The organism is Streptomyces sp. NPDC001858, from assembly GCF_053594615.1.
In genome coordinates, this window is sequence record NZ_JBSFEV010000034.1 from 85,339 (window position 1) to 109,311 (window position 23,973).

Consider the following 23,973-nt stretch of genomic DNA (forward strand, 5'->3'; position numbering starts at 1 on the left):
ATCGATGACGAGCTGAGCGTCGAGCTGGGCTGGTTCGGATAAGCAAGCTTGTGTCAGATGCTCGCTCCTCCGGCCTGATCCAGCCCAACGGCCACGGCTGACCGACATCCGCGACCACCTGATCGCCCGGATCGCCGAGGCGGAGCGGGAAGGATGGCTGGGCGAAGTCGAGGGCCTCCAGGTCAGCCTCGTCGGCGCGCAGGACAAGCTGGACCAGCTCGATGCCGAAGCAGCCCGACGATCCTCCGCAGTCGACCTCGGCATGCCGGCCTTCGCCGACATCGCCAACCGCACCACCACTACATCGACGGACCAGTACCGTCCCTGAAATCCATGGTCGCCACGAAGCTGAACTGCTTACGCTCCAACCCATGCGAACTGTCTTCGTGTTTCCCACGGGTGAGCGAGCTGAGACCGTCGCCTCGCTCGATCGGCATCTGCCCGGGCAGCGCGATCCGTGGACTCTGGACGGCGACCTCTACATCGACATCGACGATGAGTAGACCGGCTACCTCTTTTCCGACTGGGATCCCGAGGATGTGGCGATCCTCGAAGCGGCCATCGGACATCACCCCACTTGGTCGGTGCAGATCGACATCTCCGGGCGGATCGACGGCACCGCAGAGGTTCACCAAATGATCGCTCTGCTGCTTGAGCATGGAGGCGTGGCAACGGACGACTACACCACCCACCCATGGACCCTGCCGGAAATCCTGTCTGGAGCAGTGATCGACGGCCTGCGCTTCTTCGACTCTCGCGGCTACCACGAACTCAACCGCGAACACGGGCACTCCTGACTCGATCACCTCGCCAGCGCAAGTTCAGAGAAGCCTGTGTCAGATGCACCCTACTTCTCGTGGACCCGGCCCAGATGCCACGCCTCGAGGAGATCCACGCCAACCTCATCGACCGCCTCCAGGGGCCCGGGACCAGGGCTGGCTCGGCGAAGTCGCCGCCATCGAGACCACCCTGGCCGCCGCCGCTCAGAAGCTGGAGACCATGCGCGACCGTGCAGCCCAGCCGTCCACCGTCCACCTCGGCATGCCCGACTTCCGTCGCGACGCCGGACGAACCAGCGCCGAACCAGAACGCTGAGCGCCGACGCGACAGCCGACGGAATCGCTCATGGAGCTGGGCCCGGCAGGATGCCAGGATGGAGATTCGAGCACCTGCGCTCTCACGGCAGTGTCCACCCCGGGCTACTTGGGGCGAAGAACGGGGACGATCTCGGCCAGGGCTTCGTGCATCTGACGAGCCCCCAGGGCGACGCGGTCGTCAGTGTCCCGCAACATCTCCTCGCACAACTGCATCGCGTTGTCCCGGTCCTCGGAGAAGATGCTGAACACATCGTGAAGTGCGGTGTGGATCCAATCGCTGTGATTCGAGTCGGCGACTGCCAGTGCGGAGGCGACTACCGCCAACCCGATTCTGTCCTTTCGCCGCAGCACGGCTTCTGCGGTCACCCGGGTGACGAAGGTGTCACCTGCGTCGAGCACGAGCTCCAGCAGTGGCCCGAGGGCCTCCTGCATCTCGGCGAAGCCCGCCAGGCCGTGACCGGCATCCGCCCGGTCACGGTAATCGGGGCTTCGCCCGAGCTCGCGGAGTACCACGACAGCTGCATGCCGCCGGTCTCTGTCCACCCCGCCTACTCACCCCTCCCGCGATTGCGGGTCAAAATACCACTGGGGCACCCTCCAGATGATCGTCGCGACAGGCCCAAGCTCGTTCTCGCGGAACAAGGCGTCATAGGCTCCAGGACGTGCACAGCACCTTGACGGAGCACGCCCGGTGTCTCTACGGAGACGAGTTCGGACCGACGCCTGAGTGTGACCTCGACCACCGGGAGCACTACTTCGTCGAGGAACTGACTTTTGCTGACGCCGATTCGATCCTCGCCATGCTCCGTGAGCTCTGCCCGCACGTGGTCGATGGTCGTTTGCCGGTCTGGGTCCGCAACCTGTCCTACCGGTTGGTGCTCCTGCAGCGACCTGGTGAGCCAGCGCTGATGCGCGAGGCTGCCGAGAACTTGTGGCTGCACGGACCGGACTGGGATCGCGTCGCGGCGGACCTGACAAGGCGGGCAGACGCCCTGGAGGCCGGCTGAGTTGGGACGCGAGGTCCATGACGCGGGCCAGATGCGGATCAACGTCACGATGACGGCGACGTGGAAGACGTTTCCGCACCAGCGCGGGCCGGCTGCCCCGAGCCCTGCCTGCGGCTGACAACCGTCCGTCGCTCGCGGCGAGTCTGGGGCGACGCGATGGGCTCAGGCGCGCGGCGGCAAGACCTCGATCACCGTGGCCGTGCCGGCAATAGTTCGAGCTTCGTGCATGGTGATCACATCACCGCACTTCAGATGCCTCCACTGCTCTGGTCTCAGAGGAGCCAGCCGAGCATCGGCCGCCTCTCCCGGGCCGAGCTTCTCCGCATACTCCACCCACAACCTCGCGATGCTCAGCTCTCGTTCTCCGCCGACGGTGCGGTTGCCGATGTCCCACATCGGTCGGAGCCGACCGTCTCCGGAAAAGGCAGTCCGGCGTCGGCCCTCCTCCCCACCCGCCAGGCTCAAGGTCACCCGGACAGTGCCGTGCTGAACCTCCCAGGCTCGCCACTCGCACCAACTGCGGCTGCGGTCGAGCATCATCTGGCGAGCGGCCTCGGCGAGGAGTTCCCAGAAGTCCACCGACACGGGGTGGACGTCCCCGATCTCGATGAGAACGCCGAGCACCATCTCCCACTCCTGGCGCCCGATGTCCTCGAGAACATCCCCAACCGTCTGCCCGTTCTCTGCTACGGCGTCCTCAGACAGCAGGTCGACGGCCCGCCGAAGGAGTGCAAACGCGTCATCCATGTCCTGGATTGTCCCCTGTCCCCGGACGTCCGTTCATCAGCGACAAGGCAGGAGTCAGCCGCACGACACGCCCGGCTGGTCCCAGCAGGCGAGATTTCTGCCCACTGCTTTCAGCACCTCGACGGCGATCCGTGCCACCGGGCGGCCAGCTGGGCTAGTTCGGATAAGCCTGTGTCAGGTGCTCGCTCCTCCGACCTGACCCGGCCCAACGGGGACGGCTTGCCGAGATCCGCGACAACTTGGTCGCCCGAATCGCCGAAGCCGAGACGGAAGGCTGGCTCGGCGAGGTCGAGGGTTTCCAGGTCAGCCTGGCTGGCGCCGAGAAGCTCAGCCAGCTCGATCGGGGCCACGGGCAGCACACGGCCGTGGACCTTGGCATCCCCACCATGCGTAGTGATCGATGCGTAGTGATCGATGCACCCACGAAGGCGGGCTGCCGCATGGACCTCAGCCAAGATCGAGAACAGGTTTGAAGAAGCGTGCCTCAAACGCCCTTCAGAACACGATCAAGTGCCGCCCGGCCTGCAGGTCCCCAGTGCGGCTTGCCGCCGGGAAGGCCCCGATCTCCGTTCTGCCCCATGAGCATCAGGAACAGGCTCTTCATCGCGGCCAGCCCGCGGGCGCGCCGGATCGCCGCCTCGTCTGCATGCGCGTACATGTCGAAGAACCGTGAGGCCATGCCCGCGGGCAGCAGCACCCATGCGGCGGCGAGGTCCCACGCCGGATCGCCGGCGAACATGGCACCGAAGTCGACGATGCCCGAGAGCGTTCCGTCCGAGACGACGACGTTCGCGGGATGGAGGTCGCCGTGCACCCACACCGGCGGGCCCTCCCACGCATCGGCCGCAACGGCGTCTTCCCAGACGGCCCGGACCTCGGCAGCGATGCCGTTGGGGCCAACGGCCTGGAAGAAGTTCTCGAAGCCGTCCGTGCAGTTCCTGGGATGGGCACCGAAGTCCGTAGAGATCGGCGCCTCGGCGGGCGCCTCCACATGGAGCGCCCGGAGGAAGCCCGCCAGCGTGTCGGCCGCGTGGGCGCCGCGGCTGATCGAGCCGTGGTCCAGCGGCTCGCCGGGAACCCACGTCATCACGGTCCAGTGCTTGGGGAAGCGCCCGGACGGTTCGCCGAACCGCACCGGGGTCGGCACCGGGAGCGGCAGGCGCGGGGCCAGCACGGGTAGCCACCGCCGCTCCTTCAGCTGAAGCTCCGGAGTGGGGTCCATGCGCTGCATGCGCACAGCCAACTCGTCCCCGAGGCACCACATTTGGTTGCCCCAGCCGCCCGCCACCTCCCGGATGGCCAGCCCTGCAAGGTCTGGATGTTGCTCCTGCAGCAGGTCGCGGACCAGGTCTGCGGTGATCTCGATGTCGGCGTCGGTCATGCGAAGCCACAGTACTGAGGCGGCAGGCGGAGCGGCTCTCGCTCTCCGGAACGTCTCGCTGTGATCCCTCTGGCAGCATCACCAATCGGGACACCGGCATCGACCAAGCGACGGGGTGATCGATCGGAGGCCCGACTGGCCTGACCCCTCGCCGTCGGGCGGCATAGGGGAAAGCCAGTGGCAGACAGCGGTACCACCAGGCGATAGTCGCTGCATGGATCGAGCGGACGAGCCCATGGACAGCCTCGCGCCAAGCGCAGAGGAGTACGACGCAGTGCAGGCTGTCGTTGCCGCGGTTGCACCCACTTGGGCAGGCGGACAACGGGTCACCCTCAATGCGCTGTTCGATCGTTGGAAGGACATGACCGACGAGGTGGAGGAGGGCTACTCGTGGTGCGCTCCCGAGCTCAGCAACGACATCTGGTGCCGCGGCGTCCTGGAGAAGATCTGGCCGATGCTCCCAGCACGCGTCCAGGAGATCAGACGGCTGGAGCTTGACAGCATCGACAAGCGGTATCGCCGCGCCACGATTCCTTGGCCCGGGCATGCTGAGGACGACGCCGAATGGTGGATCTGGCGGGTTCCCCGGCTTCTGGAAGTCGAGGCGTCGGAGCAACGTGGAGAAGGCTGGCCGCTGGGTTGGGAAATGATGCCGTTCCCCAGGCCGGATTCCGTGGAGGTCATCTCTTGAGATTGATCCAGCCTGTCCAGAACCCCACCAACTTGATTAGTTCAGAGAAGCCTGTCTGACCTGCCCGGTCTTCCTCACCGGTCCCGAATTCCTGCCCGATCTGCACGAACAACGCACCCGCACCCTAACCCCGATCGACAACGCGAACAGCTGCGGCCACACGCGCATCGTCGAGATGAACCAGCAGGTCGCGGCCAGCCTCGGCCGCATGATAGGTGAGCTGGGGGACGGCCAGAACGAGCGCGAGGAGACCACCGTTGTCGGCTGACAACGCCCACCTCATCGTCGCCGCGGCCCACCGTCGTGCCGCGGCAACCCGACGACGTGGGGTCACCGCCCTGCGGCGAATCGACGCCACCGGCACCGCTATCACCTTCGAGACCGTCGCCCGCGAAGCGGGCGTCTCCCGGTCCTGGCTCTACAACCAGCCGGACCTCAGGGCCGAGATCGAACGTCTGCGAGCCCGGCACCGTGCCCCCGCGACCCGGCCAGTTCCCGACGGCCAACGGGCATCCGACCTCTCCGTGCTTCGGCGGCTGGAGGCCGCCACCACGCGTAACCGGCAGCTGGAAGCAGAAAGCCGGCAGCTTCGGACAAGTTATTGAGAATCGAGACAGGAGCGTGACCTTTCGGTGAGTGAGGGCGGGGACGCCTGGAGGCGGCCCATCGAGGGGCATTGCGGCGGTCTTGGCCTGGCCCGTAGGGTGCTCCGATGTCTTTACTGAACCTGCGTCACGCGGTCCGTGCGGTCGTTCTGGATGGGGAGGACCGCATCCTCCTGTGCCGGTTCGGGCTTCCGGAGAGGGTGGTTTGGGCAGCTCCCGGAGGAGGGATCGAGGCTGGAGAGTCACCTCAGGAAGCGCTGCGCCGCGAACTGCATGAGGAGATTGGGCTCGTGATCGACGGTTCACCGCCGCACGTGTGGCATCGGAGGGTCGTCGGGCCCGGCTATGTGAGCGGGTATGACGGCGCGATTGAGGACTACTTCCTCATCCGCACTGCTGCCTTCCAGCCGGACGGCGCGCTGTCGAGTGACGAGTTGGCCGCTGAAAACATCACGGGTTTCCGCTGGTGGCAGCTGTCAGAGATCGCCGATTACCAAGGGCCGGACCTCTTTGGGCCGCGTGATCTTGCAGGTCCACTAGCCGGTTTGATCAAGGACGGAGCCCCCGATCAGCCACTGGAGCTTGGTCTGTAAGTCTGGTCGGCCGTTGGCGACTGCGCTGGTGTCAGCGGTGAGGCCGTTCGGCGCGGCTTGTTGAATTTCGGGGGCGTCATTCGGCGTCTTCTTGCGCTGGGCGGGACACGGTGTCCATCAGCTGGGTCAGAGGAATGAAGCTGCCCGTGGTGCCGAGTTCCCTGGGTGTGGGGCCAGCTGGCGTGGGGGTGTCGGCAAGACGCTCGGCCAGGGCAGTGACCGCTTCGCGGTCTCCTTCAAGGGCTTCGCGTTCGTCGTCGGTCAGGTCGAGCCGTTCGAGCATCTGGTTGATGCCGTCCTTGACGGCCAGGAGCTGGCCCTGCGCGGACTGCTTGGGGACGTAGAACGGACAGCGCGCGCAGGCCATCCGGTGGGGGCATTTGGCGAAGAAGTCGTAGCTGCAGTAGCCCCCGCCCAGGTCGTAGTACTTCCATGGCTGTTCGCCGCCCGCGGCGGCTCCGGTGAGGATGGACTCGCGGTCGATGAGGACCTGGATGGTGCGGACGTTGCGGGCGAAGTAGTCGGCCTTTTTGTAGGCGGCGGTGAGGGTGCGCTGCAGGATTGCCGCGTAGTAGCGGGTGCTGGCGGGGTGTTTGTGGCCGAGCCATTGCTGCAGGTCGTTGAGGGTCAACGGTTCGCGGGCGTTGAGGAGTTGGGTGGCGATGGTGGCACGGGCTCGGTGACTGGTCAGCGCGCCGTGGGAGTCGGTCTGCGGGACGCCGGACTTTTGGCAGAGGATGGGGATGATGTTGTGGTGGAGGTAGTCCTTGCCGACGAGCTGGCCGCGGTGGCAGAACAGGTGTGGTCGCTTCTGCCCGGTCTTGCGGTCGATCAGGTCGGGCTGGGGCGGCCGGATGAGTTTCCAGGCGTCGATGAACTGGCCGACTATCGGGTCGACCGGCTTGTTGAACGGCCGGGAGGTCTTGTTCTGTGGGATATGCAGCAGGCAGATGGTGAATGGCTCGCCGGTGGTGTCGTCGGTGCTTTGGTCCCAGGTGACGCAGTCCAGTTCGAGGCGGCGGATCTCGTCGACGCGGCAGCCGCCGAACAGCCAGACGCCGACCATCGCCCGGACCATCTCGACGGGGTAGTAGGTGGCCTTCCAGCCGGCTTCGCGGGCCCGGCCGGAGCCGTAGGGCTTGAGGTCCTCGGCGTTCAGGGTCAGCCCGGCGGCCATGAGCTTGGCCCATGACGCATCGTCGATGATCCTGGGGTTCGGTCCCATCTGGGCGCGCAGGGACAGCGGCATGCTCATCACACGGCGCGGATCGAAGCGCGGTTTGATCCATTCCCATTCGATGAGGTCGCAGAAGAACCCGCGGATGCTGTCGATCCGCGCCGCCCGGCCGCCGGGGGAGATGGGCTGGCCGAAGCGGCTGCGGTTGCGGTTGTGGCCGGCCCACTGACCGACGGTGGCCTGCATGGTGTCGGCGACGTACTCGGCCGCCATGTCCCTGGTCCACTGATCCGGCGCGATGACATGGGGGTGCTTTTCCGCGGCCCAGCGTCCGGCGATGAGGATGACGGAGAACATCGAGCGGATCGTGCCGGGCTCATGCGTGGAGAACTTCCGCCACCGAAGAGCCCAGTCGGCCCATTCCGGCGGGACGGTGGAGAGCATGTCGGAACGGGGACCGGCCTTGCCCTCGTTGCTGTGCAGCGGGGCCGGGATGATGCCCTTGCCCGCGAGTACCCGGGAGAGCTTGATCAGACCGCGGCGTCGGCTGTGCAGGCCGGCGACCTTGTCGTATTCGGTCACCAGTTGGCGCACCAGGGTGTCGGTGAGGTCTTCCAGGTGGGGGCTTCCGGCACTGAGGAGGGCGTCGAGGACCGCGTTGCCGACCTGCCATTCCAGCAGGTGGGGGGAGGTCTGCCAGGAACTCAGCGTCTGTTCGACCTCACGCAGTGCGGGCTTGGTGGCACCGGCGCCGAAGACCAGGTCCGCGAACCTGTGCAACTGCTTGACCCCGGCAGTGTGGTGCAGGCGGTGTTGCCCGCCGAGGAGGTGTCCGAGGGCTGCGATGTGCGGACGGGCCGGGCCGGCCGTGCGGGACACCTCCGCCCAGGTGGCCTCGTCCCACAACTGGTAGGTGCCGCGGACGTGTACTGAGTCGAGGACCCGGTTGCGTGCGGCGCGGCCGGTCTTTCGGGGCCATTTGCGTACGGCCTCGTCGACCGGGCGCATCAGCTCGAATAGGGCCTCACGTGCCATCGTGCCGGTGGGGGCTTGGCCGGTGTCGGCTGGGTTCATGGCTCCTCCAGCAGTGAGGCGAGCAGTCGCTCGCGGTCGGCGTGGATGGTGGTGTTCGCGCGGTGGAAACGGGCGGCCAGTTCACGGCCGGACAGGTGGATGTAGCGCATGGTGGTCGCCAGATCGCGGTGGCCGGCGTACTGGGCGATCTGGTCGATGGTCCAGTCGGCGCGGGCCAGGTCGGTCAGCCGCAGATGTCGGAAGGTGTGCGTGGACAGCCGGGTGGCCCCGGCGCTCCGGGCGATGCCTTCGACGGTCTTCGACCGACTGGACGGGCCCAGCGGGGCACCGTAGTTGCGGTTCGACACCGACCGGAACAGCGGCCCGTCGATGCGGCCGAACAGCGTGCGGCGTTCGCGGAGATAGGCCACGAACAGCTGCGACGAGGTGCTGCCGAACGCCACCTCCCGGGCCCTCTGGGACTTGGTGGTCTCTGCCCGCAGGTGGATCAGACGGTGCGCGGGCTCGAAGTCCTCGATGTCGAGTTGGACGAGCTCTTCGCGGCGCAGAGCACCGTCGTAGGCGAGCGTGACCATCAGCCGGTTGCGCAGCGATTCCGCGGCGCAGGCGGCCAGGATCCGCTGCCAGACATCCTCGTTGGGGATCCAGGGAGCTTGCTCGATATGCCGTACGAGGCCCTGGCGGGGTCTGCGGCCACCGCGGCCTGCCTGCCCTCGGCGCACCGGGTTCTGCTCGCGCAGGCCGTCCTCCACCAGGTACTCGTAGAACGACCGGACCGCGACCAGGCGCTGTTGGATGGTTGCGTTCGCCAAACCCGTCTCAGTCCGAGGCGGAGCCTTCGACGGCCGACACGATGGCCGGTCCAGCATGTTCCTGATCCAGGCGGCGACGGTGTCCGCGCGGGCCAGCAACGGGTCCGTGCCGTTCTCTGCACAGAACCGCAGGTGGTCCTCGACCGCCCGCCCGTACGCGTCGATCGTGTTGGGGGCTCGACCGATGTTCGCCATGAACTGCAGCCACCGGCTGGCCAGTTGATGCTGTGCGACAGTGGGGAACTTGCCCCACGGGATGGGGGCCATGTCTGCAGGCTAGACCCGTCCGATTCCACATAAGGAAGCCCTGGCACTCGCACTTGGAGAACGCCGTACTGCCGACGTCCGAAGCGTGCATGTCACGACCGGGCCACCAGTGCCCAGAGCGATCGGACCGTGCTGAGAGCCCGATGACTTGCGGCCGTGACAGTGCCTGCTTCCGCTGCCGAGACGCCGGCGAGAAAATGTGTTTCGACGACGGTGAGCCGCTACGGCAGCATCCGGGCAGGTCCGATGACGAGGAGCACGGTGATCACCCAGGGCGTGAAGATCACGACACCATGCGAAGCCTGCGGCGGCATGCTGACATGCGACACCGGCCAGTTCATCGACCGAGGAAGGCTGTGGTGGGGAACGGAGGGGACCTGCCAGACCTGCCCCGCCGCCTGGTGCGAGCAGGACAGCGGCGGCGCGACTCCTGAGGAGATCCGCCAGGCCCTCTTGAAGGAACACGGGCCCGCCCGGCTCCGGCTGGTAGAACCCGAAGCGAGCCGAGTGACCGTCCTCCGCGTTCTGCGAGAAGTGCACGAACTGTCTCTGGCACAAGCACGAGCGATGGCGGAGGAGCTGAGAACGACCGGGTTGGTGGGCACTCTCGTCGAGATGGAGCTCATAGCAGCCCAACTTCGGCAACGCTCAGTAGCAGTGACCGTCGAGACGTCACCCAGCTGACCGACACGACGGACGAGATACCGAATGAGGCAATCTCCGTCCCTGGAACAGCCTCTCGTTTCGCGGCGGCGAGGACACCAAAGGGCTGCCACTCTTCGTCATGGTCACCCCCGCCGACATGACCGACCGCGAGGCGGCCAAGGAAGTACTGTTCCGGCTGCGGCTGATGCACCCCGAGATCACCATCGTCTGGGCAGACTCCGGATATGCCGGAAAGCTCGTGACCTGGGCAAAGACCAAACCTCGTACCGACCCTCAAGCCCGTCAGCCGGCCGAAGGACGCCGTCGGGTTCGTCATCCTTCCCCGTCGCTGGGTGGTCGAGCGGTCCCTGGCCTGGATCATGCACGCCCGTCGGCATGCGCGGGACTACGAACGGCTCATTCAGCACTCCGAGTCGCTGATCACCTGGGCTGCTATCATGCTCATGACCAGGCGAATCACCCGCCGAAGTTCCCGCAGAAGCGGCCAGCTGACATCCCGCGAAGCCGACCGGGACTGATCGTTCTCAAGGTCAGGCGCATCACCTTGGCCCGCACCGGCCCGAAAACGCGGTCCTGAGCACACTCTCCCACCCACCGTCGACACCCGTCAGTCTCGCGGCGGCCCGGTCACGCTGGATCGCTTCGATCGGGGCGCAGGGGTATTCCGGCCCCATTCGGCCGCTACACGCGGTCGGCGCCACCCCGGTGAGCAGTCCACCAGCCCATGAGGACCTGGGCCTTGTCGTCGAAGCGGCGGTCCAGAAAGGACATGGGCGCGCGCAGCGGTATCCGACGTCCATCCGATACGTGCACAACCAGCGTCCGGACCCCAGCGGTCTTCCGGATCTCGATGCCGATGATGTCCCGCCACGCGATATTGCGCTGCCCGTCTCCGCGGAGGACGAGGAGGCTGTCGCTGAGCTCGACACGGTACTGAGGAACCAGGGCTGGAACGACCACGCTCGCGAGCATGGCGTTCGAGACCCACGTCCACAGCTCCCCCGCCGTCATGCGCCCACCAGTGGCCGCCACGAGCACGTACGCCAGCACGGTGCCCCCCAGACCGCCGCCCAGCACGGGCGCAGCGATCTGCACCACCCCCAGCCGGAAGATCGGCGCGGCGCCACCGGCGCTGCTTGAGGCAAGGGGGCCGGCAGGGCCGTTCATCTGAATCACCCTTCACTGGACGTGGTTCGACGCGATCAACACACGCCGAAGGTGAAACGTACAGCCGTGCGGACGGGCCGTGTCGGTCGTGTCCGACCAAACCCCTTCAAAATCCAGTCAGCGGGTTGAGGAACAGGCACTAATTAGGACACCGGCCCGCAACGGGGCCGTCGGCAGCTGGCCCCGGCCCCGCTATGGGCATGCCGCGCCGTCGGTGGCTGCCCTGGCCGCCAGTCTCGGACCGGCGGCATTCACTCTCCTGACCTGGCGCAAGGGCGTGCGAGGGGGAGTTGCGCTCCCACTTCGCCGCCGTCCGCGTGCGTCCGAACCAGGATGGTGGGACGGGATCCTGCCCGCATGCCGGCTGCTGATCGAATGGCCCGCCAGCCCCGAGGCACCCACCGACTATTGGCTGTCCGTCCGACCTCCCGGCCGAGCCGGCAGGCGATTGCCGGCTGTGGTTCGTCTGGTCGAGGTCCGGCCGAGATCGGTATAGGGCCGGCGTGGCAGAGGGCTTCTCCGACGGGCGGCGCTTCCCAGGACGTGGCCGACCGGCTGCTGCGCTCGCGAGAACCTCGTCCACCTCACGCATGTTCTGTACTGGTTCTTCGACCGCACGCCCCTGTGGCCGGAGTGGCGTCCGCCACCGCCGTCGCCGACGTGGGCGAACAGGCTCACCAGCACAACTGCCTCGCCTCAGCACATGGCAAAACGGGCGACTATGTAAGCGCCGAGCACCCCTGACACACTCTCGAACTCGCCGTGGCGGTGGGGACAACATCGAGGAAGGCTGGGTCCACGTCTACCTCTGCCTCACCGCCCAGTAGCGCCGCGACGACCGGTTCGCCGAGGTGGTGCACCACAGCGAGCGGGCGGCCCGTCTTTTCATCGGGTAGGTCGAGGAAGCCGGGGCATCCGTGGCTCGGCCGCTGCACGACACCAATCTCAGGGACACGGGACGTGCCGAGGACGTCTTCGCCCTCTACCACGGTCTCTTGGCGGTGCCGACGGGCGATGCCCCCGGATGCGTCGAAGCCGCCGGGGTGCTCATCGAGATTGAGGCGGAGCGTGACCTCAACGTCCTGGGACGGCACTGCGAGGCCATGGGGGGTGTTCCTGGCGTCCGATTCTAAAAGCGTTCATGACGAGCGCTGCGGCGGCGATGGACGTCGCTCTAGTGCACTGACCATGAAGGTTCGCCGGGTTGCTGGGAGGGTGGATGACGTGCGACGACTTCCGATGGTGGAGATCCGCCCCATAGGATCTTGAGTCCAGGCACGGATGTCGGAGGGCGACGATGGAACAGCCGCGGATACGCCTCGGCAGCGATCATGTGTGGCTGGAACTGACTCGGACCGGTGGGGACAGCTGGCAGGTCACCGCAGACTGGTGCTCCTGGCTGACAGCTGACTTCGCCGCGGATCTCAGCGCTGCGGAGGCTGTGGACTTCGCAGAGCGGATGCTCTCTCACCTGCGCGCTCCGTCGGGTGGACGCTTTTCGGCGGCGGTGACTCCCGGCCGCAACAATCCGCTGACGTTGAACGCGGAGCCCGTCGGGGACGGTTTCGCCTTCTTCGTGCGCCTGACCCCAAACGGCGACGACAGCGTGTGTCATTTGCAGATGGAGATCGATCCGATCGCCACGTGGGAACTTCGTGAGATGTTCGATGCGCTGCAGGCGGCCCTGGTGGTCTGACCGCGCGGAGCGATTTGGTCAGGCCGCGGTGGTGAATGGGCGTCCGCTCCAGCGGATGCCTTTCTCGCTGCGGATGCGGGCACGTTCCTTGCGCCCGGCAGCCAGGACGTCGCGGTGGCGGGCGTTGTCGTTGCGCCACCGGAGGTAGGCGTGCAGGGCCCGGGTCTGCACGATGTGATTGGGGTGATGGGAGTTGGTGATGGTGAACTGCCTCAGCGGTCCGAAGTGCGCCTCTATCGGGTTCGCCCACGAGGCGTAGGTCGGGGTGAAGCACAGCGCGACCTTATGCTTCTTCGCCCAGCGCCGGATGCCGGTGCCCTTGTGGGCGGACAAGTTGTCCATGATGACGTAGATCGGTGCGCCGTCGGGTCGGGCGGCGCGGATTGATTTCAGCGCGGCCAGAGTGTTCGCGGCACCTTCCTGCGGCGGTTGACAGCCACAAGGTGTCGTCGCCCACCGAGTAACAGCCGTGGAAATACCGCACCCCGTGGGTGCGGTGGTAGGTGGCCGGCACTCGGTCGGGCTTGCTCTGCTCGGCCCAGCAGTTGCCGCCGGTGGGCCGGATTCCCAGCGGTCCGAACTCGTCGAAGGCGAAGACTCGGTCCGGGAAGCGTTCCAGGACGTGCTCGATGCGGTCGAGCTTGGCATCGCGCTCGGGGTCGGGCGATTCCTTCCAGGTCTTGGTGCGCTGGAAGGCCACCCCGCGGCGGGCGAGCAGGCAGCGTAATGCCTCGCGGCCGGTACGGATCACGCGGCCGTGGACTTTCCGCAGGTAGGCGGCGAGCTTGCGCAGTGACCAGCGGGTGAAGGGTTGGCCGAGCTTGACCGGTCGGGTGGTGGCCGTCTGGATGACGGAGTCCTCGTCGTAACGACTGAGCAGGCGGGGACGGCCTCCCGCCCACCGAGGGTCCAGGCAGGCCAGGCCGATCTCGTTGAACCGGTGGATCACATCGCGCACGGTGTCCTCATCGGCCTGCACCAGTTGGGCGATCACCGGTACCCGGTTCCCGCCGGCCGAAGCCAGCAGCATCATCGCCCGCCGGTAGCGCACCGAACTCGTGCTGCCCCGGCGCACGATCTGCTGCAGCCGCTGCCCCTCCTGATCGGTCAGTCTGCGCACACGGACAGGCTCGGCCACCACGCCTCCAGCAGTCGCATCGGATGTCATCGCACATCCAACCGCCACGACCACCAACCCGGCGAACCAACGCGGTCACAGCACTAGCCCGCCCCCGGCAGGGAGCCAGTGCGCTGACCGCGAAGGTTCGCCGGGTCCAGGGGCCCGCCCCGTGAGCGGGGCGGGTGGCGGTGGAATTCGTGGGTGCTTCGATTACTCGCTGCCTAGGCTCTGCCGCATGACTCTTGCTCACGATGAAACCGGAGACGGTCCCGCGCTGGTACTGCTGCACTCCGCGATATGCGACCGAAGGATGTGGGATCCGCAGTGGTCGGCCTTCGCCGATGCCGGATACCGGGTGGTGCGCTGCGACTTCCGGGGCTTCGGCCGGACTCCGTTGTCGGCCGGGCGGCACAATGACGCAGAGGATGTACTGGACCTGCTGGACGCCCTCGGAATCGAGCAAGCGGCGCTGATCGCCTCCTCGTACGGCGGACGTGTTGCGCTGGAGATCGCCGCACGCCGTCCGGACCGGGTATCCGCCATGGCGCTGATGTGCGCCGGGCTGCCAGGGCATGAACCCACCGATGAACTGGGCGCGTTCGGCGAGCGTGAGGACGCGCTGCTCGAGGCGGGCGATATCGCGGGGGCCGTGGAACTGAACGTGGACACCTGGCTGGGGCCGGACGCCAAGGAGGCGGTCCGGGAGGAGGTGCGAAGGATGCAGCGGCATGCCTTCGAGGTGCAACTGGCCGCCCCCGAGGGGGCCGGGCGGAACGAGGCAGAGATCGACCTGTCAATGATCAAGGCGCCCTGTCTGGCTCTATCGGGCGGCCACGACCTGGCGGATTTTCGGCAGATCGCGGCCCGACTGCCGGGTCTGCTGGCCGACGCCCGGCACCTTGAACTGTCCTGGGCCGGTCATCTCCCCAGTCTGGAGCGGCCTGCCGCGGTCACGGACCTCCTGACCGGCTTCCTGCGCGAGACGGTTCCCGCTGGCTGAGCGTGATTTGTCGGATCTCCCGGGCAGGTCGCCTGCGCGAGGCGGCGTCCACCGCAGCGGATGCTCTTCTCGCTGCGGATACGGGCTCCTTGCGTTGGGCGACCAGGGCATGGGGGTGGCCGGCGTTGCGCAGGGAGGCGTGCAGGTCCCGGGTCTGAACGGTGTGGTTCGGATGGTGGGAGTTGGCCAGGGTGAACTGCCGCAGCGGTCACCATCGCATAGACCTGCAGGACATCTTCCACTCGGCCGTTGATCGTCGTGACATTGCCGTACGGATCCAGAGCCATCCCGCAGCTGTTGCAAAGTCTTTCGACCTTGATGCGACGAGCGCATTCGGGGCACTGATACCCGGAGCCATCCGGGCTGAGTACGGCGACGACCCTGCAGCCCGGGCACAACAGTTCGTCCGGCTGAGGACCGCAGTAGGGGCAAGTCGGGCTGACCGGGCCGCCTGTTCCGTCGGCCTCGCGTGTCTGCGTCATTCCGCCACTTTCTCGTGGCCGACACCCCCAGGTCAGTGTTTCTCTGAGTCTCCAGCCCTTCGTGGAACCGGCCTGCATCGGTCGGCGTCCCTCCAGAGGCCGGCAAGATCGACTCCGATGGAGGACCTGCCCATGACCGGAACGGCCGCCCGCTACCTCTATCTCACCCGGCACGGCGAGGCCTCGTCGGACGAGAGCCGGCTGACGGACGCGGGCCGCCGCCAGGCCGGGCTGCTCGGGGAGCGGCTCCGTGGGGTTCCGCTGACGGCGATCCATCACGGACCGCTCGCCCGTGCCGAAGAGACCGCCCGGCTGGTCGGCGAACGGCTCGACGGTGTTCCCCTGCGGCGCTCCGATGCTGTCGGCGACTACATTCCGTACCTGCCGCCGCGCGAGGAGCTGCCGCCGGAGACAGCCGACGCCATGCTCGGGTTCCTGGGCCGGTTTCCGGCCGGGGAGCGCGAGCAGGGGCCCGGGCTTGCGGCGGTGGCGCTCGCGGAGTTCACCGGACCCGTCGTCGGCGACGAGCCGTGTCACGAACTCGTCATCACCCACAACTTTCTTGTCGGCTGGCTCGTCCGAGCTGCCCTCGACGCCCCGAAGTGGCGTTGGCTGGGCATCAACCACGCCAACGCGGCGCTGACTGTCATTCCCTACGCGCCCGGTAGCCCGCCGTCGGTCCTCGTCTTCAACGACACCGGCCACCTCCCTGCCGAGCTCCGTTGGACCGGCTTCCCGCAGGAGCTCCACGTCTGAGGCAGGCCCGGACCGCTTCCTCCGGCTGCAAATTTCGTCGGTGGCCGACGTGACTACTGGGCTGGCTTCACAGGGAGTCGGCGGCAGTGGAAGGTCTTCGTGAGTCTTCATGAGACCAGGGGATTGACACTTGCGGGCACGCCACTGCCTGGGTGCCGTGGCCACGGGGGTGAGCCACCGCAGAGGGCGATGAGCTGAAAAGGCTCTCAGGAAAGGGCCCGTGTGATGGCGCCCGCCGTGGCCGACAGAGCGCTCACCCACTCCGCGACCCGATCCCGGTGGAACCGCGCGCTGGGCATCGCGAGCGCGATGGAGGCCATCGGCGCGTCCTGTCCATCCCGAATGGGGACGGCTAGCGCGCTGAGTCCCGTTTCGGTGCGTTGGTCGTTGATCGCGAAGCCGCGCTTGCGTACGAGCGCGAGATCCCGTCGCAGCCTTGGCAGGTCGATGTCGTGTCCCTCGTAGAGGGCGGTGACCTCGCCCCGTGGCAGGGCTGCGAGGAGGGCCCTGCCACCTGAAGTGAGATGAGCGGGAAGCGTGCGACCTGCCCTGCTGCCGACGCGCAGCACCTGTGCGCATTCTGCGGTGGCGATGAAGCGGGTGTCGGTGCCCGCCAGAACCATGAGGTTGACCGACTCCTGCGTCCGCTGCACGAGCTCCTGCATGTGGGGAAGGGCAGTCTGCCGCAGGAGCGCCACCGGCGCCTTGGTAGCGGCGGCCGGACGTAGAACGTCGCCGGCCTCGTAGCGCCGGTCCGGTCCCTGCTCGGCGAACCCCCGGTAGACCAGCATCGCGAGCAGCCGGTGTGCGGTCGACGGCGAGACTCCCAGCCGCTCGGCGGCATCGCTGACCCGCAGGGGTCCCTCCTGCTGGAGCACGAGTGCCAGGTGGAGCGCGTGGTCAACCGATGCGATCGGGTAGGGCGGCTCATTCTTCACAGCAGAAAAACTTATCCCGGAGAGAAGAATTCCACCAGGCTTGGCTGTGCCGGCTCGGCCGCATGTCCCTGCCTGCCGGTACTCGCACCCGACGGCGAGGCCGCGATCAGGAATTCGCGCCAGCAGGACGTCGGCAGGACGCGAGCAGGACGTCGGCAGGACGTCAGCAGGACGCGAGGCAGGACGCGAGCAGGATTCGGGAGAACACGCATGACCCAGGTCACCCCGCCGGTGCGCATCCAGGTCACCGACGCCGCCGACCAGCCCGAGCGCACCCCGGAACTGGAGGCCCTCTACCGCAGCTTCGAGGAGCAACGGCTCATCCCGCTGTGGACCGAGATAGGTTCCCTGATGCCGGCTCAACCGACCTCCAGCGCGCTGCCGCATCTGTGGCGCTGGAAGGAACTGCTGCCCACGGCGGCGCGGGCGGGGGAACTGGTCCCGGTGGGCCGCGGCGGCGAACGCCGGGCCATCGCCCTGGCCAACCCCGGACTGGGCGGCCGGCCCTTCGCCACCCCGACGCTCTGGGCGGCGATCCAGTACCTCAACCCCAACGAGGACGCCCCGGTCCACCGGCACACCCAGAACGCCTTCCGCTTCGTGGTCGAGGGCGAAGGCGTGTGGACGGTCGTCGGCGGCGACCCGGTGGCCATGCGGCGCGGTGACTTCCTGCCGCAGGCCGGCTGGAACTGGCACGGGCACCACAACCGCAGCGACCGCCCGATGGCGTGGCTCGACGGACTCGACATCCCCTTCCAGCACTACACGGACGCGACGTTCTTCGAGTTCGGGCCGGACGAGGTGGAGACCCGTGACGCGCCGCAACGCTCGCGCTCGGAGCGGCTGTGGGCCCATCCGGGCCTACGCCCGCTGACCCATCTCCAGCCGACCCCGGCGACCCCGCTGCTGGCCTACCGCTGGGAGTACACCGACCACGCGCTGTCCGAACAGCTGGCGCTCGAAGCCGAGGGCCACGCCGTGACGGTGGAGCCGGGCCACGCCGCCGTCCGGTACACCAACCCGACCACGGGCGGCGACGTCATGCCGACGCTGCGCACCGAGTTCCACCGGCTCGCCCCGGACACCGAGACGGCCGTCGGCCAGGAGGTCGGATCCTCGGTCTTCCAGGTCTTCGACGGCTCCGGCCAGGTGACCGTCGGCGCATCGAGCTGGACCGTCGAACGAGGAGACCTCTTCGTCGTTCCCTCCTGGCAGCCGCTCTCCTTCGCGACCGAGGCCGGCATGGACCTGTTCCGCTTCTCCGACGCACCGATCTTCGAACGACTCGGACTCCACCGCTCCCACCAGGAAGGCAACCAGGCATGAAGCTTGCGACCGTACGCACCGAGGACGACGGACTCCGCGCGGTCCGCGTCGAAGACGGCGGGTACGTCGACATCGGCCCAGGGGACGTCGGCCGACTGCTCGCACAGGAAGACTGGCGGGAGGTGGCCGCGGCGGCGGACGGCCCGGTCTTCCAGCTTGAACCGTCCCGGCTCGCCCCGGTCGTGCCGCACCCCGGAAAGATCGTCTGTGTGGGGCTGAACTACCGCACCCACATCACGGAGATGGGCCGCGACCTGCCGGATTACCCCACCCTGTTCGCCAAGTACCCCGAAGCGCTGATCGGCCCCAACGACCCGCTGACGCTGCCGCCCGAGTCGGACTCGGTGGACTGGGAAGCCGAACTCGTCGTGGTCGTCGGCCGCAGCGTCCGGCGCGCCGACCGGGCCACCGCCGAGGCGGCGATCGCCGGATACACCATCCTCAACGACGTCAGCCTGCGCGACTGGCAGTTCCGTACCCGCGAGTGGCTCCAGGGCAAGACCTGGGAGGCCACCACGCCCCTCGGCCCATGCCTGGTGACCCCGGACGAGCTGCCGGCCGACGCCGAGATCAGCTGCACGATCGACGACGAGATCGTTCAGAAGTCCACGATCTCCGACCTGCTGTTCGACGCGGCCGACCTGGTCAGCTACGTGTCGACCATGATCACCCTCAACCCCGGCGACCTGATCGCCACCGGCACCACCGGGGGAGTGGGCCACGCGCGCAAGCCCGCGCGCTACCTCAAGGACGGCGAGACCGTCGTGACCCGCGTCGAAGGCATCGGCGAACTGGTCACCCCCGTAAGGCGGATGGCGACGTCATGACAGATGACGACGTCATGACGGGTGGCACGACCTCGAAGTACCTGCGGTGGATGACCGAGGGACACCAGTACTTCCTGTCCTGCCTCAAGACGGTCCCCGACCTGGAACTCGAGGGGCCCAGCCGGCTGCCGGACTGGACCGGACGGCATCTGCTGTCCCACGTCGGCCACAACGCACGTGCGCTCGCGCGCCTGGCGCACTGGGCGGCGACCGGCCAGCCGACCCCCATGTACCCCAGCCCCTCCGCCCGCGCCGAGGAGATCGAGACCGGCGCCGCGTGGCCCACAGCACGGCTGCGTGACTTCGTCGTTCAGGAGCAGGACCGGCTCACCGACGCGCTCGACCGGATCGCCGACGACCGATGGCAGGCACCCGTCGTCACCGCGCAGGGCCGTACGGTACCGGCGAGCACGATCCCCTGGCTGCGCAGCCGCGAAGTGTGGATCCACGCCTGCGACCTCCCCTCGGGCGGTGACTTCGCAGACTTCCCGGACTCCTTCACCGACGCCCTGATCGAGGACGCGCTGGAGCGCCGCCGCACCGCGCAGTCGATCGACCTCGAAGTCCTGGCCACGGATCGGCCGTTACTCACAGGTGAGGGCGAAGGTGAAGGCGACCGAGTGGAAGGCCCTGCCGCAGACCTCGCACAGTGGCTCACCAGGGGAAAGGCGGCGCCGCGGCTCCGAGCGTTCAAGGCCGTGCCCCTGCCGGAGCTGCCTCGCTGGCTGTAGGCCGACTGGCCACTCGGGGACCGACCGGGAGTGCTCGAAGGGGCGTAGCGCCGGGTGGGCGCGCGGGCTCGGGCAGTGGTTCGGTGGTGCGGCTGCTGAGGCCGTCCAAGGAGAGCCGCAGGCAGCGGTACCACAGGCCGGAGTGGCTGTCGCCGGTCGTCCGGACGGTCTGGCTCAGGGAAGTGAGGAGAATGAACACTTCGGCCGCGTGGCTCTCGACGAGAGCGCGGTTGCGGGCGGCCTATTTCCGCTGCCGGAGGAACCCCGCCACCACCAGGGCCAGGACCACGCCGACCGCGACGACGACGATCGGCCGGACACTCCCGGTGAGCCAGTACGCACCGAAGCCGCAGACCACGACGAGGACACCCCACACCCGGCCCACCGCGGCGGACCGCCCGCCGCTCCGGCCGGACGACCGCCTGACGCCTGTGGCCGCGAAGCGCTCCCGCAGCGCGACGCTCGGCCATCCGTCGCCAACACCTGACAGTAGCCAGACCGGATCCGTGTGCTGCCACCGCTGAAAATCCGTGATCAACCTGTCCACCGGCCCGTCGACCGCTGTGGCGTGACCGACGTCGAGGCGCTCAAAGTCGGCGAGGGTCTCCTCGAACCGTAGGCGGACGCAGCCTTCACCGCCATCGGCCAGCGCCTCGGTCCGCAGTAGCACGTAGGGCCCGAACTGGGTGTCGATGAGCGCGGCGAACTCATCGTAGAGAGGCGAGAACCGCGCGCCGAGCCGACTGGTCAGTCCCTGCCGCCGGGCGCGCAGTCGCGACAGCGCCGTCGGCCGGTCGACCACCAGGTACGGGTAGGTGGCCTCGCCCCACTGGCTCAGCAACTCCGCGTGCTCATCGGTGCCGGCGTCCTCGGTGTCGGCGATCCTCGCCTCCACGAGGTCTTTGGGGCCGAACATCGCCCACCACAGCAGCGGCGGCCAGTTCTTGGCCTCCAGTTCCATCGACCCGTCGAAGAAATCGCCCCGTTCACCCGCCGACCCGTCCGGCGTACGGGGCTGCCGGGCACTGTTCAGATAGAGGCGCACACTCATGTCGGTTCCCCACCCTCACGACCGGCCGGCAGTACGTACCGCGATTATGTGGTTCCCCCGATGCGCCGGTGCTTTCACGGGGCCTGACTCACCGTACGCCGGATGCCTCCGCGCACTCCCGAGACCCGTTGCCGGTCACCTCCCCCTTTCACCTGTCCCCGCTCACCGGTCCACCCCCCAGGCGCGAGCAGTTCTGGGCGACCAAGGAAGCGACTCCGATGTGCGATACGAGCGATGCCACTGCCGATTGTCTGAACGGTTTCGTCGGGGACATCGTCGTCGTCCAGGAGGTCGACGGCGACAGCTGGACCCGGATCGCCGACCCCGACGGCCCCGAGGGTCCCGACATGGTCGACCTACAGTCGGGCATCGTCTTCGACGAGGAATTCGAGCTCGCCGGCGGCCGGTGGCACCGCCGGTTCAATTGATTCGGTCACGCCGAAAGGAAACGAGAGACCCATGTCCATGAGGCCGACCCTCGCGAAGATCGAACCGTCGTCGCCGAAGGCCGTGCGGAGGTGAGGAAGGCGCGGAAGACTGGACGGAGGTCTACCCGGCGCTGGCCGGAGCGACCGGGCGCGGCTGCGATGTCGTCGAGGAGTACGAGTTCGGCTACGGGCCCGCTTTCGTCCTCGCCCAGGACGAAGTCCGTCAGATCGCCGAGGGGTTGGTCGCCGAGGGCTGGGCCATCGGCGCCACGGCGGCCGACTGGGTCGAGGAGAGCGAGGACCACGGGCTCGAGGACCTGGGCCCGTTCTTCGCGGCCGCCACCGCTGAGGGACGGGCCGTGATCGGCGGGGTGAACTGAGCGGCCCGCGGCCCGCGGCCCGTGGCCTACAGCCGCCACCACCAGGCTTCGAGATCGTGCTGATCGGCGAACTCCACGGGGACGGCGTAGGGCGACCGTTGCGCGAGGGGCAGGGCATCGGTGCGGCGGACCACGGCGCGCAGCTCCTGCACGGCAGGCATTTCGGCGAGCTCGGTGACGTCGAAGGGGCAGCCGGCAGGGCCGCGGAGGAGAGTGTCGCAGCCCAATGCGTACCACATGCCGATGAGTTCGTGGTCCTGTTCCTTCTCCGCGGCGACGGCGACCTCGCGGACCACTTCGATCAGCGGGGTCCGGAGGGGTGGGGCGGCGTCGGGACCGTGGAGCTCACCGGCGGCGGCCATGCGCCGCCACAGCTCGGTGCCCGCGTCGCAGTAGAGGAACGGGGGGTCGACATAGCCGTCCTCGAGCCAGGACTCGTAGCCGTCGAAATCGGGGGAGTCCTCGTCGAACGTGCGCAGCCCGGTGAACTCTGTCAGCGCGTCGAAGTACGCGGACCTTTCGGCGTGGTCGGGGTGACGCTCGACCGGAAACCGGTATGTGTAGCCGCGACGCAGAAGGACGTCCATCACGCGGAAGTGAGTGAACGAGCAGTCGTAGCCGCTCTGGAAGTCGTACAGGGCCGCGAACCAGTCGCGGACGCGCGAGTCGTGCGACTGGGCGTGGCGGTCCAGGACGATGACCGAGTCCGCGACCAGGTCCTCGATCTCATGCTCGGACATCGGATTCTCCTTGCTTCGAACGACGGGCCGGTCAACAGCGCATGCCCGCATCCAACCAGCCCCCACTGACACACCGCCCCGCCCCGACACCCTCACCAGGCCCTCTAGATAGCCGATTGCGTGTCGCAGGCGAAACCAAGTAGCGGCGTACCGAACTGGTGAGGCGGGAGTCTTCGGTCGCCTTCTCCCCCCGGCTAGTCTCACCGCATGTCACTCACTGTTGATCAACTGGCCGGGTACGTGGATCGTGATCTGGACGCCGATCTGGCGCGCTGGTTCCCCGACGAGCCGCGGGCTGAGATCTCGGCGTCCGTACGCCCGGTCGAACCGTTCCTCGCGAAGCTCCCGCAGCACGCCGCGACCGCGTTGGCCGCTTTCGACCGAAGGGTCCGATCGGGAACCATGGCGGACTTCACGGACATAGATGACTGGTCCTACGGCTTTGACTTCGAGGCCAACGACTGCGACATCCTTGATTCCGACTATGCGACGAAACTCTCCAGCGACGATGTGTGGTCGCTCGGCGCCGACGGCGGCGGCAACTACTACGTCGTCCTCACCAGCGGTCGGATCGCGGTCTGGTTTCACGAAGAGCAGGTCATCGAAGCCGACACGCAGTACGACAACCTCGACGTCTTCGTCTGGTCGATCGTCCGGTACCGCGCTGTACGCGCCGGCGCCCTCGACCTGGCGGCGGTCGAAGCCGACTTCCGGTCGCTGGCCCAACCTGGCGCGCTGGCACCGGAGATCGGGCTCCTCGCGTATATGTCCTGACACCGGCTCTAGCCCGTGCCCGCCGGCAGGCAGCTGTCGAGGTACTTGACCTCGTCGACCCGCGTGGTGAATTTGCCGCTCTCCGCGGTGTCGACGCGGTTCGTGACGGCCTGGAAGTCGCTTCGACGTGCCATCGGCGAATCACCCGCCAGCGTTTCTTGCAGGCGCAGTTCGGCAACGAGAGTTCGCCGGCGCAGAACGCCGGCAGGCGGCCGTAGAAGACGGCCAGGTGTCTCCGCACTGACACACTGGTGCGGAGACACGGCGGGTCAGCGGGTGCGCAGCCACCATTCGAGGATGGCGAGGAGGACGGCTCCCGTGGAGCTGGCGAGGCCGAGGACGACGCGGCGGCAGGCTTCGCGCCACAGCGGCTGCGGGCGGCGGCTAGGACTTGTCCGGCCGATCATGTGACTGCTTCTTGCCCGAGTCGTTCCTGTGGCATGGGGCGGGGTGATCTGACGGATGCCGAGTGGGAACGG

Annotated in this window: 29 protein-coding genes and 2 pseudogenes; 18 read left to right on the top strand and 13 right to left on the bottom strand. The window is 67.7% G+C overall.

Going from position 1 to position 23,973, the window contains the following annotated elements; translation table 11 throughout:
• Nucleotides 1-371: 371 nt before the first annotated feature.
• Together ACWCPF_RS34825 and ACWCPF_RS34830 are read left to right on the top strand one after the other, a co-directional pair.
• Nucleotides 372-503 carry a hypothetical protein gene (locus ACWCPF_RS34825; RefSeq protein ID WP_451049102.1) on the top strand — a complete coding sequence of 44 codons (132 nt, stop codon included), beginning with the start codon at nucleotides 372-374 and terminating at the stop codon, nucleotides 501-503.
• 36 nt (nucleotides 504-539) lie between these two features.
• Nucleotides 540-797 (top strand): hypothetical protein, encoded by a 258-nt coding sequence (locus ACWCPF_RS34830; RefSeq protein WP_451049103.1) that lies wholly within the window; start codon nucleotides 540-542, stop codon nucleotides 795-797.
• 402 nt (nucleotides 798-1,199) lie between these two features.
• Here ACWCPF_RS34830 and ACWCPF_RS34835 read toward each other — a convergent pair whose 3' ends face one another.
• Complete coding sequence (locus ACWCPF_RS34835) at nucleotides 1,200-1,610, bottom strand: hypothetical protein (RefSeq protein ID WP_451049104.1); 411 nt, start codon at nucleotides 1,608-1,610, stop codon at nucleotides 1,200-1,202.
• A 149-nt stretch (nucleotides 1,611-1,759) separates the two neighbouring features.
• Here ACWCPF_RS34835 and ACWCPF_RS34840 point away from each other — a divergent pair, with 149 nt between their 5' ends.
• Nucleotides 1,760-2,104, top strand: a complete 345-nt coding sequence (locus ACWCPF_RS34840; protein ID WP_451049105.1) for a hypothetical protein — start codon at nucleotides 1,760-1,762, stop codon at nucleotides 2,102-2,104.
• Nucleotides 2,105-2,266: 162 nt separating this feature from the next.
• Here the strand turns inward: ACWCPF_RS34840 and ACWCPF_RS34845 are convergent, their stop codons facing one another.
• Nucleotides 2,267-2,851 (bottom strand): hypothetical protein, encoded by a 585-nt coding sequence (locus ACWCPF_RS34845; RefSeq protein ID WP_451049106.1) that lies wholly within the window; start codon nucleotides 2,849-2,851, stop codon nucleotides 2,267-2,269.
• A gap of 239 nt (nucleotides 2,852-3,090) precedes the next feature.
• Here ACWCPF_RS34845 and ACWCPF_RS34850 point away from each other — a divergent pair, with 239 nt between their 5' ends.
• Nucleotides 3,091-3,324, top strand: coding sequence for a hypothetical protein (locus tag ACWCPF_RS34850; protein ID WP_451049107.1), 234 nt, complete (start codon nucleotides 3,091-3,093; stop codon nucleotides 3,322-3,324).
• Nucleotides 3,325-3,335: 11 nt separating this feature from the next.
• Here the strand turns inward: ACWCPF_RS34850 and ACWCPF_RS34855 are convergent, their stop codons facing one another.
• Complete coding sequence (locus tag ACWCPF_RS34855; protein WP_451049108.1) at nucleotides 3,336-4,232, bottom strand: aminoglycoside phosphotransferase family protein; 897 nt, start codon at nucleotides 4,230-4,232, stop codon at nucleotides 3,336-3,338.
• A gap of 214 nt (nucleotides 4,233-4,446) precedes the next feature.
• Here ACWCPF_RS34855 and ACWCPF_RS34860 point away from each other — a divergent pair, with 214 nt between their 5' ends.
• The 3 genes from ACWCPF_RS34860 (at nucleotide 4,447) to ACWCPF_RS34870 (ending at nucleotide 6,121) form a co-directional block, all read left to right on the top strand.
• Entirely contained in the window at nucleotides 4,447-4,923 is a 477-nt protein-coding gene (locus ACWCPF_RS34860) for a hypothetical protein (protein ID WP_451049109.1), read from the top strand.
• A 257-nt stretch (nucleotides 4,924-5,180) separates the two neighbouring features.
• Complete coding sequence (locus tag ACWCPF_RS34865; protein ID WP_451049110.1) at nucleotides 5,181-5,528, top strand: DUF6262 family protein; 348 nt, start codon at nucleotides 5,181-5,183, stop codon at nucleotides 5,526-5,528.
• 107 nt (nucleotides 5,529-5,635) lie between these two features.
• Nucleotides 5,636-6,121: an NUDIX hydrolase gene (locus tag ACWCPF_RS34870; RefSeq protein WP_451049111.1), complete on the top strand. Its 486-nt coding sequence runs from the start codon at nucleotides 5,636-5,638 to the stop codon at nucleotides 6,119-6,121.
• A 76-nt stretch (nucleotides 6,122-6,197) separates the two neighbouring features.
• Here ACWCPF_RS34870 and ACWCPF_RS34875 read toward each other — a convergent pair whose 3' ends face one another.
• Entirely contained in the window at nucleotides 6,198-8,372 is a 2,175-nt protein-coding gene (locus ACWCPF_RS34875) for a tyrosine-type recombinase/integrase (protein ID WP_451049112.1), read from the bottom strand.
• Nucleotides 8,369-9,412 (bottom strand): tyrosine-type recombinase/integrase, encoded by a 1,044-nt coding sequence (locus ACWCPF_RS34880; protein WP_451049113.1) that lies wholly within the window; start codon nucleotides 9,410-9,412, stop codon nucleotides 8,369-8,371. The genes ACWCPF_RS34875 and ACWCPF_RS34880 overlap by 4 nt, the downstream gene beginning before the upstream one ends.
• 261 nt (nucleotides 9,413-9,673) lie before the next feature.
• Between ACWCPF_RS34880 and ACWCPF_RS34885 the strand changes: the two genes are divergently transcribed.
• Complete coding sequence (locus tag ACWCPF_RS34885) at nucleotides 9,674-10,096, top strand: hypothetical protein (protein ID WP_451049114.1); 423 nt, start codon at nucleotides 9,674-9,676, stop codon at nucleotides 10,094-10,096.
• A 73-nt stretch (nucleotides 10,097-10,169) separates the two neighbouring features.
• A pseudogene (locus ACWCPF_RS34890) lies at nucleotides 10,170-10,542 on the top strand (transposase); the annotation flags it as partial.
• 217 nt (nucleotides 10,543-10,759) lie between these two features.
• On the opposite strand, the gene ACWCPF_RS34895 reads toward ACWCPF_RS34890, so the two are convergent.
• Together ACWCPF_RS34895 and ACWCPF_RS34900 are read right to left on the bottom strand one after the other, a co-directional pair.
• A complete protein-coding gene (locus ACWCPF_RS34895; protein WP_451049115.1) occupies nucleotides 10,760-11,245 on the bottom strand; it encodes a hypothetical protein in 486 nt (161 codons plus the stop codon).
• Between the two features lie 719 nt (nucleotides 11,246-11,964).
• Entirely contained in the window at nucleotides 11,965-12,339 is a 375-nt protein-coding gene (locus ACWCPF_RS34900; protein ID WP_451049116.1) for a hypothetical protein, read from the bottom strand.
• A 203-nt stretch (nucleotides 12,340-12,542) separates the two neighbouring features.
• Here ACWCPF_RS34900 and ACWCPF_RS34905 point away from each other — a divergent pair, with 203 nt between their 5' ends.
• Complete coding sequence (locus ACWCPF_RS34905) at nucleotides 12,543-12,941, top strand: hypothetical protein (RefSeq protein WP_451049117.1); 399 nt, start codon at nucleotides 12,543-12,545, stop codon at nucleotides 12,939-12,941.
• An 18-nt stretch (nucleotides 12,942-12,959) separates the two neighbouring features.
• On the opposite strand, the pseudogene ACWCPF_RS34910 reads toward ACWCPF_RS34905, so the two are convergent.
• Nucleotides 12,960-14,079: pseudogene (locus ACWCPF_RS34910) on the bottom strand (IS630 family transposase).
• Nucleotides 14,080-14,296: 217 nt separating this feature from the next.
• Between ACWCPF_RS34910 and ACWCPF_RS34915 the strand changes: the two are divergent.
• The gene (locus tag ACWCPF_RS34915) at nucleotides 14,297-15,061 is read left to right on the top strand and encodes an alpha/beta fold hydrolase (protein WP_451049131.1); all 765 of its coding nucleotides are present in this window, start codon (nucleotides 14,297-14,299) and stop codon (nucleotides 15,059-15,061) included.
• A gap of 614 nt (nucleotides 15,062-15,675) precedes the next feature.
• Complete coding sequence (locus ACWCPF_RS34920) at nucleotides 15,676-16,299, top strand: histidine phosphatase family protein (protein ID WP_451049118.1); 624 nt, start codon at nucleotides 15,676-15,678, stop codon at nucleotides 16,297-16,299.
• Nucleotides 16,300-16,505: 206 nt separating this feature from the next.
• Here ACWCPF_RS34920 and ACWCPF_RS34925 read toward each other — a convergent pair whose 3' ends face one another.
• On the bottom strand, nucleotides 16,506-17,237 hold the full coding sequence (locus tag ACWCPF_RS34925) for an IclR family transcriptional regulator (protein ID WP_451049119.1): 732 nt from the start codon (nucleotides 17,235-17,237) through the stop codon (nucleotides 16,506-16,508).
• A gap of 210 nt (nucleotides 17,238-17,447) precedes the next feature.
• Here ACWCPF_RS34925 and ACWCPF_RS34930 point away from each other — a divergent pair, with 210 nt between their 5' ends.
• Genes ACWCPF_RS34930 through ACWCPF_RS34940 form a run of 3 tightly spaced genes read left to right on the top strand, consistent with a single transcriptional unit; the run spans nucleotide 17,448 to nucleotide 20,121 of the window.
• Nucleotides 17,448-18,563, top strand: a complete 1,116-nt coding sequence (locus ACWCPF_RS34930; RefSeq protein ID WP_451049120.1) for a cupin domain-containing protein — start codon at nucleotides 17,448-17,450, stop codon at nucleotides 18,561-18,563.
• Entirely contained in the window at nucleotides 18,560-19,390 is an 831-nt protein-coding gene (locus tag ACWCPF_RS34935) for a fumarylacetoacetate hydrolase family protein (RefSeq protein WP_451049121.1), read from the top strand. The genes ACWCPF_RS34930 and ACWCPF_RS34935 overlap by 4 nt, the downstream gene beginning before the upstream one ends.
• Nucleotides 19,387-20,121, top strand: coding sequence for a maleylpyruvate isomerase family mycothiol-dependent enzyme (locus ACWCPF_RS34940; RefSeq protein ID WP_451049122.1), 735 nt, complete (start codon nucleotides 19,387-19,389; stop codon nucleotides 20,119-20,121). Before ACWCPF_RS34935 ends, ACWCPF_RS34940 begins: the two co-directional genes overlap by 4 nt.
• A 241-nt stretch (nucleotides 20,122-20,362) precedes the next feature.
• Here the strand turns inward: ACWCPF_RS34940 and ACWCPF_RS34945 are convergent, their stop codons facing one another.
• Entirely contained in the window at nucleotides 20,363-21,172 is an 810-nt protein-coding gene (locus ACWCPF_RS34945) for a hypothetical protein (protein ID WP_451049123.1), read from the bottom strand.
• 218 nt (nucleotides 21,173-21,390) lie between these two features.
• Here ACWCPF_RS34945 and ACWCPF_RS34950 point away from each other — a divergent pair, with 218 nt between their 5' ends.
• Both ACWCPF_RS34950 and ACWCPF_RS34955 read left to right on the top strand, forming a co-directional pair.
• Entirely contained in the window at nucleotides 21,391-21,600 is a 210-nt protein-coding gene (locus ACWCPF_RS34950) for a hypothetical protein (protein WP_451049124.1), read from the top strand.
• A 239-nt stretch (nucleotides 21,601-21,839) separates the two neighbouring features.
• Nucleotides 21,840-21,980 carry a hypothetical protein gene (locus ACWCPF_RS34955; RefSeq protein WP_451049125.1) on the top strand — a complete coding sequence of 47 codons (141 nt, stop codon included), beginning with the start codon at nucleotides 21,840-21,842 and terminating at the stop codon, nucleotides 21,978-21,980.
• A 26-nt stretch (nucleotides 21,981-22,006) separates the two neighbouring features.
• Here the strand turns inward: ACWCPF_RS34955 and ACWCPF_RS34960 are convergent, their stop codons facing one another.
• Nucleotides 22,007-22,720, bottom strand: a complete 714-nt coding sequence (locus ACWCPF_RS34960) for a hypothetical protein (RefSeq protein WP_451049126.1) — start codon at nucleotides 22,718-22,720, stop codon at nucleotides 22,007-22,009.
• A 207-nt stretch (nucleotides 22,721-22,927) separates the two neighbouring features.
• Between ACWCPF_RS34960 and ACWCPF_RS34965 the strand changes: the two genes are divergently transcribed.
• Nucleotides 22,928-23,494: a hypothetical protein gene (locus ACWCPF_RS34965; protein WP_451049127.1), complete on the top strand. Its 567-nt coding sequence runs from the start codon at nucleotides 22,928-22,930 to the stop codon at nucleotides 23,492-23,494.
• 8 nt (nucleotides 23,495-23,502) lie between these two features.
• Here ACWCPF_RS34965 and ACWCPF_RS34970 read toward each other — a convergent pair whose 3' ends face one another.
• A complete protein-coding gene (locus ACWCPF_RS34970) occupies nucleotides 23,503-23,628 on the bottom strand; it encodes a hypothetical protein (RefSeq protein WP_451049128.1) in 126 nt (41 codons plus the stop codon).
• A gap of 135 nt (nucleotides 23,629-23,763) precedes the next feature.
• Complete coding sequence (locus ACWCPF_RS34975; protein ID WP_451049129.1) at nucleotides 23,764-23,901, bottom strand: hypothetical protein; 138 nt, start codon at nucleotides 23,899-23,901, stop codon at nucleotides 23,764-23,766.
• Nucleotides 23,902-23,973: the final 72 nt, after the last annotated feature.